This window comes from Mesorhizobium sp. P5_C1 (genome assembly GCF_054049815.1).
This window is the reverse complement of the sequence record NZ_JBFULQ010000001.1, coordinates 36,076-51,102: the sequence shown is the minus strand read 5'-3', so window position 1 is coordinate 51,102 and position 15,027 is coordinate 36,076. Positions and strand designations below refer to the sequence as shown.

Sequence of the window (15,027 nt, the reverse complement as noted above, 5' to 3'; positions counted from 1 at the left end):
GACGGCAAAACCGGTCTTGATCGGATCGTCGTGTTCGTCCATAAGCGCGCCGTCGCAAGACTTTCGCCGCGCGCGAAACGGCCCTCCACAAGCCAAGGGAACAACCATGACCGCCTTCAAGCCACTCGTCTTTTCCGGCGTCCAGCCGACCGGCAATCTGCATCTCGGCAACTATCTCGGCGCCATCAAGAAATTCGTCGCCCTGCAGGAAACCTCCGACTGCATCTATTGCGTCGTCGACCTGCATTCGCTGACGGCACAGCTCGTCTATGACGACCTCGCCGACCAGACGCGGTCGATCACCGCGGCGTTCCTGGCCTCGGGCATCGACCCGAAGAAGCACATCGTCTTCAACCAGTCGCGGGTCATGCAGCATGCAGAACTCGCCTGGATCTTCAATTGCGTGGCGCGCATCGGCTGGATGAACCGCATGACGCAGTTCAAGGACAAGGCCGGCAAGGACCGCGAGAACGCTTCGCTSGGCCTSYTTGCCTATCCGAGCCTGATGGCTGCCGACATTCTGCTCTATCGCGCCACCCACGTTCCGGTGGGCGAGGACCAGAAACAGCACCTGGAGCTGACCCGCGACATCGCGCAGAAATTCAACAACGACTTTTCCGACCGCATCGCAGCCCTTGGCGTCGGCGTCGAGATGCAGGTCGGCGAGGAGACCGTCAACGGCTATTTCCCGCTGACCGAGCCGGTGATCGGCGGGCCGGCGGCGCGCATCATGTCACTGCGCGACGGCTCGAAGAAGATGTCGAAGTCGGATCCGTCGGACCTGTCGCGCATCAACCTGACCGACGATGCCGATGCGATCTCGAAGAAGATCCGGAAGGCCAAGACCGACCCGGAAGCGTTGCCGAGCGAGCTGGACGGTCTGGCCAGCCGGCCCGAGGCGGAAAACCTGGTCGGCATCTATGCTGGTCTTGCCGATATGTCGAAGGCAGACGTGCTGAAAGAGTTCGCCGGCCAGCAGTTTTCGGTGTTCAAGCCCGCGCTGGCCGACCTTGCGGTGGAGAAGCTGGCGCCGATCGCCAGCGAGATGCGCCGCATTTCCGATGACCGCGCCTATGTCGACGCGGTGCTGAGGGATGGCGGCGAGCGCGCCGGCGTGCTCGCAGAGGCAACGATGAAAACCGTGCGCGACATCATCGGGCTGCTGCAGGGCTGATCCCAACATCGGGTGCACTGCACCACACTGGCATAAGGCCGGCGGCTTGCCGCCGGTCTGCGGCAGTGGCAGATTGCGGCCGCAATGACACCGAGTACGTAGACATGGTCTCCAAACGCCTCAGCCGCGAAGCCGGCCATCGCCGCAAGTTCCTGGCGATCATCGACGACACGCCGGAATGCGAGCGCGCAGTCGCCTACGCCTCGAAGCGGGCGCAAAGTACCAACGGCATGCTGGTGCTGCTCTATGTGATCGAGCCGGACGATTTCCAGCACTGGCTGGGTGTCGAGAAGATCATGCGCGAGGAGGCCAACGCCAGGGCGCGCGCCGCGCTTGACGGTTATGCCAACAAGGTGCGCCAGAAGCTCGGCATGGAGCCGGAGATGGTGGTGCGCGAAGGCAAGCCGACCGAAGAGATCCACAAGCTGATCGAGGAAGACCAGGACATCGCCATCCTGGTGCTGGCCGCCGGCGCCGGCAAGGAAGGTCCCGGACCGCTGGTTGGCGCCGTGGCCGGCAAGGGTGCCGCCTTCCCGATCCCGGTGACCGTGGTGCCGCAAAACCTGTCGGACGAGGAGATCGACAGCCTCGCCTGAGATGTGCTGGTATTCAGGTGAGGCCGGCCTGCATACGGCCAGACCTGAATCGCACCTCAAAGCGCATCGCCGGTCGCAAAAACATTCCGCCAGCCAGCCGTTCCGGCGATGCGTTTCGCTTGAATGTCCAGCCAATAGAGCCTATTTAGAACTATTCCAAACTGGTTGCCCGAAATGGGCACGGAGACGGCCATGTTCATCCAGACCGAATCGACGCCAAATCCGGCGACGCTGAAATTCTTGCCCGGCAAGGAAGTGCTTCTGGAAGGCACCGCCGATTTCCGCGATGCCGACAGCGCCGCCACCGCGTCGCCGCTGGCTGGCCGGCTGTTCGAGATCCCCGGCGTTACCGGTGTTTTCTTCGGCTACGATTTCATCACCGTGACCAAGGACGGCCCCGACTGGCAGCATCTGAAGCCGGCGATTCTCGGCGCCATCATGGAGCATTTCATGTCCGGCGCGCCGGTCATGGTCAAAGCCGGCCCCGCCGCCGAGACCAGCCTGACGGGTGAGTTCTACGACAAGGCCGACGAGGAACTCGTCATCACCATCAAGGAACTGCTCGACACGCGGGTGCGCCCGGCGGTCGCCCAGGACGGCGGCGACATCACCTTCCGCGGCTTTGAGAACGGCACAGTGTTCCTGCACATGAAGGGCGCCTGCGCCGGCTGCCCGTCTTCGACGGCGACGCTCAAGCACGGCATCCAGAATCTTCTGCGCCACTTCGTGCCGGAAGTGCAGCAGGTCGAGCAGGTTTCCTGATTGTCCGCCGGACGCTTTGCCGGCAAAACAGATTCGATAAAACGCAAAAAACAGGCGCAAAAAACAAAAAACCGGACCGAATTGCCCGGTTTTCTGTTTGGGACGTCCGTTGTTGCCTAGACGGTCCGCGCATGAATGGCGTCTGTATCTGACCATAATTTTGCCGAAAACCGGTACCGGTTTTCGGGATCATGGCCTAAAGAACAATGACCTTGGCGCCCACCGAGGTGCGGTCGTAAAGGTCGATAATGTCCTGGTTCATCAGGCGGATGCAGCCTGACGACATTGCCTTGCCGATCGAATTCCACTCCGGGCTGCCATGCAGGCGATAGCCCATGTCGCCGCCCTTGTTGAACAGATACATGGCGCGGGCGCCGAGCGGGTTCTTCAGGCCAGGCTCCATGCCGCCGGCAAACTTGGCCAGTTCCGGCTGGCGGTGGATCATCTGAGAAGGCGGCGTCCAGGTCGGCCATTCGCGCTTCAGCGCGATGTGGGCGGTGCCGTGCCATTCGAAGCCTTCGCGACCCACGCCGATGCCGTAGCGCATCGCCAGGCCATCACCCTCGACGAAGTAGAGGAACTTGTTCTGCGTATCGACGATGATGGTGCCCGGCTTTTCCTTGGTGTCGTAGTCCACCTCCTGCCGATGATACCTCATCGGCACCTTCTCGATCGGGATGCGCGGCAGCTGGTAACCGGCGTCGGTGACCGCACCGTAGTCATTGGAGAAAATCCGCATGCCGATGCTGCTGCAACCGGCGATAGCAGTGGAAAGCGCCAATGCGGCGACGATTGCAAACGACTTCATGCGCATAAGATGATCCGGTGCCCCGCCCCAACGTCAGCAGCACGAGTCGGCCGCTTCACGATCATTCATGCTGGCATTTTCTTTGCTTGCCAAGCACCCGATGCCTATATGCAGGGGCTTACGTGCTGGTAGGCGCATTACTATGGCATTTCGGCAACAGGCCTCACAGGATTGTGAAGCAAAATCAATGGCCCCGTCCGTAAGCCCCTTAAAAATCAAGGAAAATCGTCATGAATGTCGGTGACGCCGCCCACCATTCAGGCCTGCCGGCCAAAACCATCCGCTACTATGAAGAGATCGGCCTGATCGCCCCTGCACGCGCCGCCAACGGCTACCGCGACTATTCCGGTGACGACATCCACCGGCTGGCCTTTCTGCGCCGCGCGCGCAACCTCGGCTTTTCCATCGACGATTGCCGCCAGTTGATGGCGCTCTACAAGGATCGGAGCCGTGCCAGCCACGACGTGCGCGAGATCGCCGCCGCCCATGTCAGGGCGATCGAGGAAAAGGTGCGCGAATTGCAGTCGATGCGTTCGACCCTGCAGACGCTGATCCACGCCTGCCATGGCGACGACCGGCCGGACTGCCCGATCCTGGACGATATGGCCGGGGCTGCGCTGCCCAGCGGCAAGGATGCTTCGACGGCCGCATAGGCGCCACGCGTCCAACGGGAGCATCATTTGGAAACCAGTAGGATTTGCCGTAATATTAACCGGGGCTAATGCACATCTGCTTGGTCGGAAGGGACCTGAGTGGGGAAGTTCCTGGCAGGCCTGGTGGCCGCGGCGCTGGTCGCGTCGGCAGGACGATGCTGGTCCAAGGACAAACAGCCTTACAAGCCGATCTTCGAAGAAAAAGTAAGAATGGCCAGCGCCCTGCGGTATTCCGACATCCTGAGCCAGGAATGCATGCACGGGCGGCGGTATCCGCGGAACAAGATCAAGAACGGCTTCAAAAGGCACTACCAGGAAATGTGCCTGCAGTTGGTCGCGGAAGGATACACCATCGTGCCAGATGTCACCGGGAACAACTCACCCCAGGCACTGTCCGAGATGGAATTCGACGCCAAACGGCGGCGTGGGATCGCGCCCCAATTCGGCTGTTTTCGAGCATACTGGCTGGATGATTGAAGCCTGCTTCTCAATTGGCCCACAGAGTCGGCCTGTCAGTCGTCCGAGCGCGCCATGCTGGTGCGGCGCGGCGTGCAACGGCTTTTGATGGAGACGGGCGGCTGGGCATTCCCAAGATCGCTCCGGCCATCCGGCGTATCAAGTCGGTTCGCGCGGACGATCTCTTTGTTTTTCGAGGAACTGATTGGCGTGTTCCGCCCAATCGTCCGCTGTGATCTTATGTTCCTGAACAGACTTTCCGAAGGCCTCGCGCAGAGCGTCAAGGTCGAAGGCCCACAGCTGTTCGCCTTCGTTGCTGTTCGATGTCGCGTCACCCGTCCCCATGGAACCGACGATAAGCTCCACAAGTTCAGGCTTTCAAGGACCGATGCCTGACTTCTTTTGGGTGCATCCGGGTTAGATCATAAGATCGGCGTCTCGCTAATTGGACGCCCCCTTGCTTAGCGGTTGTGCTTCATACCAGCGGGCCAACCAATCCAGAACGTCCATCCAGATAAGCTACCGGACCGGTATCGGCATGGAAAGGAGGGCATTCTCCAATCTATGTATTCCCAGCCTGGGGCCTCCAGCCGCGCGGTGTCCTGTGACCTATGTGGCCAGGGCGGTATAGACCCGAGTGATGAAGCCGTGGAATTGCAGCATGTAGTCGCGCAGGAACTCCTCGGTCCCGGCGTCGGTGACCTCGCCTTCATCGGTGATCAGGCCGGGTTTGAACTGGATGTAAGCCTCGATCGAGTTCATCTGCGGGGAGTTGCAGAAGCCAAGAACGCCGCGAAGGCTTTGCTGCGCCAGCGCGGTGCCGATCGAACCCGGCGAGGTGCCGATGACCGCCGATGGCTTTCGGGTGAACGAGTTATGGCCGTAGGGTCGGCTCGCCCAGTCGATCGCGTTCTTGAGCCCACCTGGGATTGAGCGGTTGTATTCGGGCGTGACGAACAACACGGCTTCGATCCCGGCGAGCGCTTCCTTGAATGCCTTTGCCGGCGGAGGGAAATCAGCGTCGTAGTCGTAGCTGTACAGCGGCAGGTCCTTGAACGGGATTTCGGCCATCGAGAGTTCGGCCGGCGCCAAGTTCACGAGCGCCTTGGCCAGCTTCCGGTTGATTGAGCCTTTGGCGAGGCTGCCAATGAGATAACCGACTTTGTACGCGGTCATGGGAATGCCTCCTCGGGAAAAGGCCAGTATGCGGCTGGCAGCGCAGTCCTGAAGGGTACACCCCAAGGCCGATCAATGCACGCGTATCGTGGGCAGCGACGGCCCTACGGCTGGGCAGGGCGTGTCTGGGACTTCAGTCTTAGTTGAGATATCGCTAATGTGCCTATAGCTTGGGCAGTGCGGGGGACGATCCCAAAAGCCTGATCCCGCAGTGGCCGGTGCGGCCTACCCCAACACCAAGCACCCCGACCGTACCGGCCACTCCCATAGGGCYGGGCGAATTGGCTAGGCCGACATTCATTGTAGCGCCTCTACCAACGAAGCACCTGAAGACCTTCTATCGGCCTTTCTCGATTGAACTCGTGCCCTTGGGCACGAAGAAACACCGCCATMTGTATCTCTGGTAGGCCTCGAACTTCATATGRGGAATGATCGTTCGATAGAACGTCATTAAATGCTCRCAGAGATGGTARCGGTCATCGGGGGAGGCTTGKGCACGCKCTCTAGGGATAAACCACTCCGGCTCTTGTGGCTCATTCATRTATGCGGGGCGAGGCRRCCTGACGTAATAGCCGTCTTTCGTCTCCCTGACSTCGCGAGGGTCTATCGGRTGGCAATCTTTGTTGCCGCAGCAATCAGATTGCATAACCGGGTCTTTTTTGCCGGTGTACCAATCATGGGCGTCCGCGTCGCCAGATAAGACCAGCCACGCCAGCGCGATCCAACCTCGTGGCTGTCGCATGACATCCCCTCGCATTTCAGGATAACAATATATTAGCGATGGCTAATTGTCAGCCTAGGACCTCATGCCATCGGGTCGAAGCACCGGGTCTGTCAAATATATAATCGCCCCCATAAAACAGGTTCAAACCGTGAACAAAATCTGGCATGGTGCCGCCCATGCCAATCATTTCGCCGATTCTGCAAAACCCGCTTATCGACGGCCGCCAGTCTGAACGCGCCATGCTGGTGCGGCGCGGCGTGCAGCGGCTTTTGATGGAGATGGGCGCGCATGTGCTGCCCGAACTGTCGCTGGCCACCGGCCGCCGTGCCGACCTCGTCGCGTTGACGCGGCAGGGCGACATCTGGATCATCGAGATCAAGTCCTCGATCGAGGATTTCCGGGTCGACCGCAAATGGCCGGACTACCGGCTGCACTCCGACCGCTTCTTCTTCGCCACCCATCCCGGCGTGCCCTCGGAGATCTTTCCCGAGGAGTGCGGCTTCATCCTCTCCGACGGCTACGGCGCCGAAATCCTGCGCGATGCGCCGGAGCACCGCATGGCGGCGGCAACGCGCAAGGCGCTGATGCTGCGGATCGCGCGAGCCGGCGCCTCGCGGCTGCTGGCGGCCGAGCTTGCCGGTGTATCGGTCCCGGTGCTGGAGGGGGAGAGCGAGTAGTTCGCAGAACCCGGCAACTGCGGGGCCAGCCCTACTCTTCGCTCTCGTCCACCCCACTAGAAGCCGGCGCCATCAACAACACGGCGGCGCCGAGGATGGCGGCGATGAAGGAGCCGGCGAGGATGCCAACCTTGACCGCGTCCTGGAGCGCCGCGTCGCTGGCGAAGGCAAGCAGGCCGATGAACAGGCTCATGGTGAAGCCGATGCCGCACAGCAGCGAGATGCCGATCAAATGCACCCAGCCGGCATGAGCCGGCAGGTCTGCAAGACCGAAGCGGATGGCAAGTGCCGAGGAGCCGAAGACGCCGACCAGCTTGCCGACGACAAGACCGGCGGCGACGCCGAGCGTCAGCGGCTCGACCAGCGCGCCAAAACTCAGGCCGGCGAGCGAAACGCCGGCATTGGCAAAGCCGAAGATCGGGATGACGACAAAGGGCACGATCCTGTGCAGGCCGTGCTCGAGCCGGTGCAGCGGCGAATGGTCGAGATCGTGACGAATCCCGGCGGAGCGTTCGAGCGGAATGGTCAACGCCAGCGCCACGCCCGCAAGCGTGGCATGGACGCCGGATTTCAGCACCAGCACCCACAGAACGGCGCCGAGCACGAGATAGGGCAGCAGCGTCATCACCCGCATGCGGTTGAGCACGACGAGCACGGCGATGACGGCGAAGGCGGCACCAAGATAAGCGAGCGACAGCCCGCTGGTGTAGAAGATGGCGATGATGATGACGGCGCCGAGATCATCGATGATGGCAAGCGCGGTGAGGAAGACTTTCAGCGAGGCCGGCACACGGCTGCCAAGCAGCGACAGGACGCCGAGCGCGAAGGCGATGTCGGTGGCGGTCGGGATCGCCCAGCCGGACAGGGCCGCCGCGTTGTTGCGGTTGATCACGACGTAGACGAGTGCTGGAACCACCATGCCGCCGGCTGCGGCGATGCCGGGCAGGACGCGGCGTGGCCAGGTCGAGAGCTGGCCGTCCAGCACCTCGCGCTTGATCTCCAGCCCGACAAGCAGGAAGAACACCGCCATCAGCCCGTCATTGACCCAGTGCGAGATGCTGAGCGGGCCGAGATAGGCGTGGAGAGCGGAGAAATAGGTTTCGGAGAGCGGCGAGTTGGCAACGATCAGGGCCAGTGCGGCCGCCGCCATCAGGACGATGCCGCCGGCCGCCTCGCTATCGAGAAATTCGCGGAAGACGGAAACCGGCCGCTGCTTCAAGTCCTGCATGTCGCCTCCGTCGTGCCGCCTATTGGCCGGCGTCATCTTCGGAGCGCTGGCGCCGCCCCTCACCTGCCTGCCGGCATCCTCTCCCCGTATAGTGACGGGGAGAGGGACGCTGTCATCAATGGATTCGCCAATTTATCAGCGTTGCAAGAAAGGCACCGGCTTTGCGGCCGGCCCCTTTCTCCCCGTCACTATACGGGGAGAAATGCCCGGAAGGGCAACGAGGGGCGGGGCTTGCTTCGACAATTGGTGGTCTCGGCCACGAGTTGGAAACCGTCATTGATCCGAAGCCATTTGCCCCGCGTATTGCGGCAATCTTAACGCGGTGCGCGCTTGGCCAGGATCCGCTGCAAGGTGCGGCGATGCATGTTGAGCCGGCGCGCGGTCTCGGAGACGTTGCGCTCGCACATCTCATAGACGCGCTGGATATGCTCCCAGCGGACGCGATCGGCCGACATCGGGTTTTCCGGAGGCGCTGCCCGCTCCCCCGCCGTGCGGGTGAGCGCGGCGAAGATGTCGTCGGCGTCGGCAGGCTTGGAGAGATAATCGACGGCGCCGAGCTTCACCGCGGTCACCGCGGTGGCGATGTTGCCGTAGCCGGTCAGAATGATGGTGCGGGAATCGTCGCGTTTCTCACGGATGGCGGCAACCACGTCGAGACCGTTGCCGTCGCCGAGCCGCATGTCGACCACGGCATAGGCCGGCGGGTTGGCGCGCGCCTTGCCGACCGCCTCCTCGACGCTCTCGGCCGTCTCGACCACGAAGCCCCTGGTTTCCATGGCGCGAGCCAGTCGCGTGAGGAACGGCTTGTCGTCATCGACGATGAGCAGCGAGGTATCCTCGCCTTCCACCATTGCGCCAATGTTTTCGTCGCCTGTCATGGTCTCAAAATTCCTGCTGCCTTAATTCCACGCAGATATAGTTCCTGAGCCTGATTGTCCAATTTTTCGAGCCCTTGCAAGGCTCTCAGGCGGTGTCGAACATGCTGGCCGAGGTGATTTCCGGATTGAGGAACACGCCACGCGGCCACGATATCTGTACCACGGCGCCCTCGCCCAGGCCGCTCGAATTGCGGAAATCAAGTGTCGCACCGGAGCGTTCGAGCAGCGTCTTGGCGATGAACAGGCCCAGCCCCAGGCCACCGCCGGCTTCCGTGCCCTGGCGCGTCGACATGTAGGGCTCGCCTATACGGTCGATGATCTCGGCCGGAAAGCCCGGCCCGTCGTCGATGATCGAGAAGGCCACAGTGGTGTCGTCCCAGCTCCAGCTCACGGTGACGCTCTTGCGGGCGAAATCGACGGCGTTCTCGACCAGATTGCCAAGGCCGTAGATGACGCCCGGATTGCGGCGCCCGACCGGCTCTGGCCCGATGCGCTCGCCGGGCCGAAGCTTGATCGAGATGCCGAAGTCGCGGTGCGGGGCGGTGACCTCCTCGACCAGCGAGGTCAGTGGCAGCCGGGAAAGATGCGCCTCGCCCTCGGACGACAGACTGGTCAGGCGCTTGAGGATCTCGCGGCAGCGCTCGCTCTGTGAGCGCAGCAGCTTGACGTCCTCGCCGTATTTGGGATCGTTGCCGAGCGCCTTTTCCATCTCCTTGACGACAAGGGTGATGGTGGCGAGCGGCGTGCCAAGCTCGTGCGCGGCGGCCGCCGCCAGCCCGTCGAGCGCCGACAGGTGCTGCTCGCGCTGCAGCACCAGTTCGGTGGCGGCAAGCGCATTGGCCAGAAGCCGCGCTTCGGCAGCCACCCGGAAAGCATATATGGCGGTGAAGGCGATCGAGGACAGCACCGCCATCCAGATGCCGGCGACGTAGATGAAGGGCATCTCCAACGGCGCGCCTTCATGCCAGGGCAGCGGCAGATGGACGAAGACCAGCAAGGTCGCCGCCGTCATCACCAGTCCGCCGAGGATTGCGGTCAGGCGCAGGGGCAGCGAGGTGGCCGAAATGACGACGGGCACGGTCATCAGCAGCGAGAACGGGTTGGTAAGGCCACCTGTCATGTAAAGCAGGCCGGCAAGCTGCAGGCTGTCGAAGATGAGGATGCCAAAGGCAGCGAGCGGGGTCAGCCGGTGCGCCGCCGGAAAGCGAAAGGCGAGAAACAGGTTCATCCAGGCCGAACAGGCGATCAGGGCGAAGCAGAGGCTGACCGGCAGCGGAAACTTCAGGCCATAGGCGACGACGAGCACCGTCACGCTCTGACCGACGATGGCAAGCCAGCGCAGCCTGATCAGCGTGTTGAGGCGCAGTCTCTGGCTCTGCTGGAAATCGGGCGAACGCAAAACGTTGATCATGGTGATGGATTACAGCCGCGGGACGGTGAACGCTAGGTACCGCACCAATCCGAGGAGCCGGATTGGTGCTCTACTTCTTGTTTGAGCATGATCTTTTCCAAAAACCGGCTCCCACCTTTTGGGATCATGCTCTGGGCTTGGCGCGGGCGGTAGCGGCCGCGAGCAGCGGATTTTCCGGCCAGACATGCTTGGGATAGCGGCCGCGCATGTCGGCGCGCACATCGGCCCAGGAGCCGCGCCAGAAGCCGGGCAGGTCGCGCGTCGTCTGGATCGGCCGGTGCGCCGGCGACAGGAGCTCGAGCGTCAGCGGCACCGTGCCATTGGCGATGGCAGGATGGCGGTCGAGGCCGAACAGCTCCTGCACGCGCACAGCCAGCACGGGCCATTCGCCGTCATAGCGGATCGGTACATGGCTGCCGGACGGGGCGTCGAAATGGGTTGGAGCCAGCGCTTCGATCCTGCGCTGCAAGTCATGCGGCACGAGAGTGGCCAGCCCCGCCGCGACGACGCCGGGATCGATGGCGGCAAAGGAGGCCGCGCCGGACAGGAACGGCAGCAGCCAGTCGTCGAGGCTCTCGATGAGGGGGGCATCCGACATGTCCGGCCACGGCGCTCCGAGGCCACGATGCAGCCAGGAGAGTCGCTGGCGCAGCGTTTGCGCCTCCTTGCCCCAGGTCAGCAGCGACAGCCCATGCTCGCGCAAGGCGTCAAGGATGGCGCGATCGGCGTCAGCGCCGGTTGGCGGCGGCAGCATGCGCTCGGAAAGCGTGATGGCGCCAAGGCGCATGGTCTCGCGCACACGCACGGCGCGCTTGTCACGGTCGAAGCTGGTTTGCCTGCGTGTTTCGATCCTGTCGGCAAGTGCTGCGCGGACGTCGCCCTCTCCGATTGCCGCCGCCGCCGTGATGCGCGCATTCTGCGCCTTGCCCTGCAGGTCGGCGACGACAAGAAACGGTTCGCCCGCCAGCGCGTCGGCAGCGTCGAGCATGGCGCCGGAACCGTTGGCCAACACGAAACGGCCGCGCTCGCCGCGCGCCTTGGCGACGCGATCGGGCCAAGCGTGGATCAGAAGCGTACCGGCACCACCCTCCCCCTTGTGGGGAGGGTCGGCGAGCGCGCCTTGCGCAGTAAGGCGCGGGAGACGGGGTGGGGGTGCCGCGCTCGGCCCACCCCCACCCCGCTCCGCTTCGCGGATCGACCCTCCCCACAAGGGGGAGGGTGAAGAGGCCTGTCTCGCCAGCCGCTCGGCAAGCTGGCGCGCCGCCGTTGCACGCGGCGATCGCTCGGAGCGAAAGCGCATCAACCGTCGCTCCAGATCGGCGCCGTCGCCACCAAGTCCGCGTTCCGTCAGCAGCACGGCAAGCATGGCCGCCTCGTCGGCATGGCCGCTCCTGGCGGCCTCGGCGACCATATGCGCGAGCCGAACCGGCAGTGCGAGCTTGCGCATCGCCATGCCCGCTTCCGTCAGGCGCCCGGTCTCGTCGACGGCATCGAGCGCGCGCAGCAGCAGCCTTGCCTCGTTGAGCGCTGGAGCGGGCGGCGGATCGAGGAAGGCGAGGCTGATGGGATCGGCGACGCCGAAGGCGGCGCAGTCGAGCAACAGGCTGGAAAGGTCGGCCTCGAGGATTTCCGATGGCGTGAAGGCGGGGAGCGCCGCGGTCTGCTCGGCCCGCCACAGCCGCATGGCGACGCCTGGCTGCGTGCGCCCGGCACGGCCGGCGCGCTGGTCGGCGGRCGCCTTGCTGACGCGCACGGTTTCCAGCCGGGTGAGGCCGCTGGCCGGCTCGTAGCGTGGCAGCCGCGACAGGCCGGAATCGATGACGACGCGCACGCCGTCGATGGTGATGGAGGTTTCGGCGATAGAGGTGGCCAGCACCACCTTGCGGCGGCCGGCAGGCGCCGGCTTGATCGCAGCGTCCTGCGCCTTGCCGTCGAGCATGCCGTAGAGCGGCACGATATCGGTGTCGGCGCCAACCTTGCCGGCAAGCCGCTCGGCGGTGCGCTCGATCTCGCGTTGGCCGGGGAGGAAGGCGAGCACGCTGCCAATTTCGTTGGCAAGCGCGGAACGGATCGCCTTGGCCATGGCGTCCTCGATGGTGATGCCGGCCGGACGCTCGTCGTAGCGGATGTCGACGGGGAAGGCGCGCCCCTCGCTCTCGATCACCGATGCGTCGGACAGCAGCTTCGCGACGCGGGCGCCGTCGAGCGTCGCCGACATCACCAGCACCCGCAGATCCGGCCGCAGCGCGCCTTGCACGTCGAGCGCCAGCGCCAGACCGAAATCGCCATCGAGCGAACGCTCGTGGAATTCGTCGAAGATCACCGCCGAGACTCCGGGCAGTTCGGGGTCATCGAGGACCATACGCGCCAGCACGCCTTCGGTGACGACCAGTATCCTGGTCTTGGCCGAGGTGCGGTTCTCCATGCGCATGGCGTAGCCGACGGTGGCGCCGGGCTCCTCGCCGAGCAATTCGGCCATGCGGCGGGCGGCGGCGCGGGCCGCGAGCCGGCGCGGTTCGAGCAGAACGATCTTGCCGGCCCCCAGCCAGGACGCACCGAGCAGCGCCAGCGGCACCAGCGTCGTCTTGCCGGCGCCGGGCGGCGCCACCAGCACGGCGCTGTTGCGTTCGGCCAGCGCTTCACTCAGCGCCGGCAGCACGGCGGATACGGGAAGCTCCGGCAAGGGTTTTGTCGTCATCGCGTCCGCATATCAGCGGTCGCGGTCGCCGTGCAACCGGGACAGGTTCAAAGCCGGGTGCGCGAAAACGGGTTCCAGCGCACCGTGCCGAGCCGCGCTTCCTCGCGCACCATGGTCAGCAGGCCGGACCCGCCGACGACAGCGAGGCCTACCAGCGACAGCCAGTCGGGGTATTCCTGGAAGAACAACGCACCGAGGATGACCGCCCAGACGATCTGCGAATAATGCGTCGGCGCGATCCGGTTGGCGGGCGCATATTTGACAGCCAGCAGCTGCAGCAGCTGCCCGCAAGCGGTGAAGGCACCCGCCATCACCAGCCACACCAGCTGCTTGCCGTGCGGAACGGTGAATGAGGTAGCGGCGGCTCCCACGCCGTTGAACAATAGGCCGTAGCCGATCAGGACACCCAGCATGGTCGTGCGCTTTTCCTGCTGTGCCAGCGAGCGCATCAGGATGACGCTGGCGGCGGCGAGGAAGGCAACGCCGAAGGCGGCAAGGTGGCCGAGATTGAGCTCGCGAAACCCCGGCCGCACCACCAGCATGACACCGGCAAAACCGGCGACCACCGCCAGCCAGCGCCACGGGCCGACCTTCTCCTTGAGGATGACGGTGGACAGGATGGTGACGCAGAGCGGCGCCAGAAAGACCAGCGCATAGACTTCCGCCAGCGGGATGGTAGTGAAAGCGTAGACGCTGAGCACGCCGGATGCGATGCCCGCCCAGGCGCGCGCCTGCACCGCCCAGGGCCGCCTGGTGCGCCAGAAGTCACGCCAGCGCTCGCCCACCGGCCGCGTGAAGAAAAGAAAGAAGCCGGCAAACAGCGTCGTGAAAAATCCGATCTCGAAGACCGTGAACTGTCCGCCGAGGCTTTTGACAACGGCATCGCTGCCCGAATAGCTTGCATAGGCGATCAGGGCGAGCAGGATTCCGTTCGTCACGTTTTTTGATTTCCGGGGAGAGAGTGGGTTGAAGATATTGGCGCTCGGTGCGCATCCGGACGACATCGAGATCTTCATGTTCGGTACGATGGCCGCCTATGCTGCGCAAGGCGCAGAACTCACTTTTGCCATAGCCACCGATGGGGCCAAGGGCGGCATGGGCGATCCCGGCGCGCTTGCCCGGGCGCGGCGCAAGGAGGCGAGCCAAGCGGCAAGCCTGCTTGGGGCCACGCCGCGCTTTCTTGACTTCCCGGATGGCGCGCTGGTCGCCGATGCGGCGCTGATCGAGGCTCTGAATGCGCTGATCGGCGAGATCGGCCCGGACCTGGCGATCACCCATGCGCCGAACGACTATCATGGCGACCACCGCGCGCTGTCGGACGGCGTGCGCATCGCGGCTTCTTTCGCTGTGCCGGTGCTGCATGCCGACACGCTCGGCGGCACCGGTTTTTCGCCGACGCACTATGTCGATATTTCCGCGCATGCCGACGTCAAGGCCGAGGCGATCCGCATGCATCAGTCGCAGGATCCGGAGCGCTTCGTCGACGGCGCGCGAACGCAAAACCTTTTTCGTTCAGGCCAGTGCAACGGTGCGCAGGGTTCACTGGCCGAAGCCTTCCGCTTCGAGCCTGTGTTTCCCTTCCCCGACATCCGGGCGCTGCTGCCGCCGGCACCGGCGATCCGGCCGGTCATGGTGAGCACCAAACGGGTCGACTGAGAGCCGGGACGACCTTCGAGTCTGGCCGGGCCCGGCCTGCGCGGCTTCCACAATCGGATCCGCGATACACGCTTTTCCCAACGTTTTCAGGCACCGCCGCAAGCATGCTGCGGCGCAGCAACGAATTCGC

At 63.9% G+C, this 15,027-nt stretch carries 15 protein-coding genes; 8 read left to right on the top strand and 7 right to left on the bottom strand.

From position 1 onward, the window contains the following. The first annotated feature begins 106 nt into the window (after window positions 1–106). The 3 genes from trpS (at window position 107) to ACXJ7R_RS00225 (ending at window position 2,532) form a co-directional block, all read left to right on the top strand. Window positions 107–1,174, top strand: coding sequence for a tryptophan--tRNA ligase (trpS, locus tag ACXJ7R_RS00235; protein ID WP_457150046.1), 1,068 nt, complete (start codon window positions 107–109; stop codon window positions 1,172–1,174). A 104-nt stretch (window positions 1,175–1,278) separates the two neighbouring features. After that, window positions 1,279–1,770 (top strand): universal stress protein, encoded by a 492-nt coding sequence (locus ACXJ7R_RS00230; RefSeq protein ID WP_457150045.1) that lies wholly within the window; start codon window positions 1,279–1,281, stop codon window positions 1,768–1,770. A gap of 192 nt (window positions 1,771–1,962) precedes the next feature. Next, on the top strand, window positions 1,963–2,532 hold the full coding sequence (locus ACXJ7R_RS00225) for a NifU family protein (protein ID WP_095084295.1): 570 nt from the start codon (window positions 1,963–1,965) through the stop codon (window positions 2,530–2,532). A gap of 196 nt (window positions 2,533–2,728) precedes the next feature. Here ACXJ7R_RS00225 and ACXJ7R_RS00220 read toward each other — a convergent pair whose 3' ends face one another. Beyond that, a complete protein-coding gene (locus tag ACXJ7R_RS00220; RefSeq protein ID WP_095082750.1) occupies window positions 2,729–3,346 on the bottom strand; it encodes a L,D-transpeptidase in 618 nt (205 codons plus the stop codon). A gap of 224 nt (window positions 3,347–3,570) precedes the next feature. Between ACXJ7R_RS00220 and cueR the strand changes: the two genes are divergently transcribed. From cueR to ACXJ7R_RS00205, 3 genes are all read left to right on the top strand, one after another. Then, entirely contained in the window at window positions 3,571–3,993 is a 423-nt protein-coding gene (gene cueR / locus ACXJ7R_RS00215; RefSeq protein WP_457150044.1) for a Cu(I)-responsive transcriptional regulator, read from the top strand. A gap of 99 nt (window positions 3,994–4,092) precedes the next feature. Continuing rightward, window positions 4,093–4,470: a hypothetical protein gene (locus tag ACXJ7R_RS00210; RefSeq protein ID WP_457150043.1), complete on the top strand. Its 378-nt coding sequence runs from the start codon at window positions 4,093–4,095 to the stop codon at window positions 4,468–4,470. 54 nt (window positions 4,471–4,524) lie between these two features. Further along, window positions 4,525–4,845: a hypothetical protein gene (locus ACXJ7R_RS00205; protein WP_457150042.1), complete on the top strand. Its 321-nt coding sequence runs from the start codon at window positions 4,525–4,527 to the stop codon at window positions 4,843–4,845. Window positions 4,846–5,058: 213 nt separating this feature from the next. Here the strand turns inward: ACXJ7R_RS00205 and ACXJ7R_RS00200 are convergent, their stop codons facing one another. Then, window positions 5,059–5,625, bottom strand: a complete 567-nt coding sequence (locus tag ACXJ7R_RS00200) for an NADPH-dependent FMN reductase (RefSeq protein ID WP_095082764.1) — start codon at window positions 5,623–5,625, stop codon at window positions 5,059–5,061. Window positions 5,626–6,525: 900 nt separating this feature from the next. Here ACXJ7R_RS00200 and ACXJ7R_RS00195 point away from each other — a divergent pair. After that, window positions 6,526–7,026, top strand: a complete 501-nt coding sequence (locus tag ACXJ7R_RS00195; RefSeq protein ID WP_457150041.1) for an MmcB family DNA repair protein — start codon at window positions 6,526–6,528, stop codon at window positions 7,024–7,026. A gap of 31 nt (window positions 7,027–7,057) precedes the next feature. Here the strand turns inward: ACXJ7R_RS00195 and nhaA are convergent, their stop codons facing one another. The 5 genes from nhaA to ACXJ7R_RS00170 form a co-directional block, all read right to left on the bottom strand. After that, on the bottom strand, window positions 7,058–8,254 hold the full coding sequence (nhaA, locus tag ACXJ7R_RS00190) for a Na+/H+ antiporter NhaA (protein WP_457150040.1): 1,197 nt from the start codon (window positions 8,252–8,254) through the stop codon (window positions 7,058–7,060). Window positions 8,255–8,568: 314 nt separating this feature from the next. Then, a complete protein-coding gene (locus ACXJ7R_RS00185) occupies window positions 8,569–9,132 on the bottom strand; it encodes an ActR/PrrA/RegA family redox response regulator transcription factor (protein ID WP_095082767.1) in 564 nt (187 codons plus the stop codon). A gap of 85 nt (window positions 9,133–9,217) precedes the next feature. Beyond that, on the bottom strand, window positions 9,218–10,543 hold the full coding sequence (locus ACXJ7R_RS00180; protein ID WP_457150039.1) for an ActS/PrrB/RegB family redox-sensitive histidine kinase: 1,326 nt from the start codon (window positions 10,541–10,543) through the stop codon (window positions 9,218–9,220). A 124-nt stretch (window positions 10,544–10,667) separates the two neighbouring features. After that, on the bottom strand, window positions 10,668–13,241 hold the full coding sequence (hrpB, locus tag ACXJ7R_RS00175) for an ATP-dependent helicase HrpB (protein WP_457150038.1): 2,574 nt from the start codon (window positions 13,239–13,241) through the stop codon (window positions 10,668–10,670). Between the two features lie 47 nt (window positions 13,242–13,288). Then, window positions 13,289–14,179 (bottom strand): DMT family transporter, encoded by an 891-nt coding sequence (locus tag ACXJ7R_RS00170; RefSeq protein ID WP_457150037.1) that lies wholly within the window; start codon window positions 14,177–14,179, stop codon window positions 13,289–13,291. A gap of 28 nt (window positions 14,180–14,207) precedes the next feature. Between ACXJ7R_RS00170 and ACXJ7R_RS00165 the strand changes: the two genes are divergently transcribed. Next, window positions 14,208–14,897 (top strand): PIG-L deacetylase family protein, encoded by a 690-nt coding sequence (locus tag ACXJ7R_RS00165; protein WP_457150036.1) that lies wholly within the window; start codon window positions 14,208–14,210, stop codon window positions 14,895–14,897. Window positions 14,898–15,027: the final 130 nt, after the last annotated feature.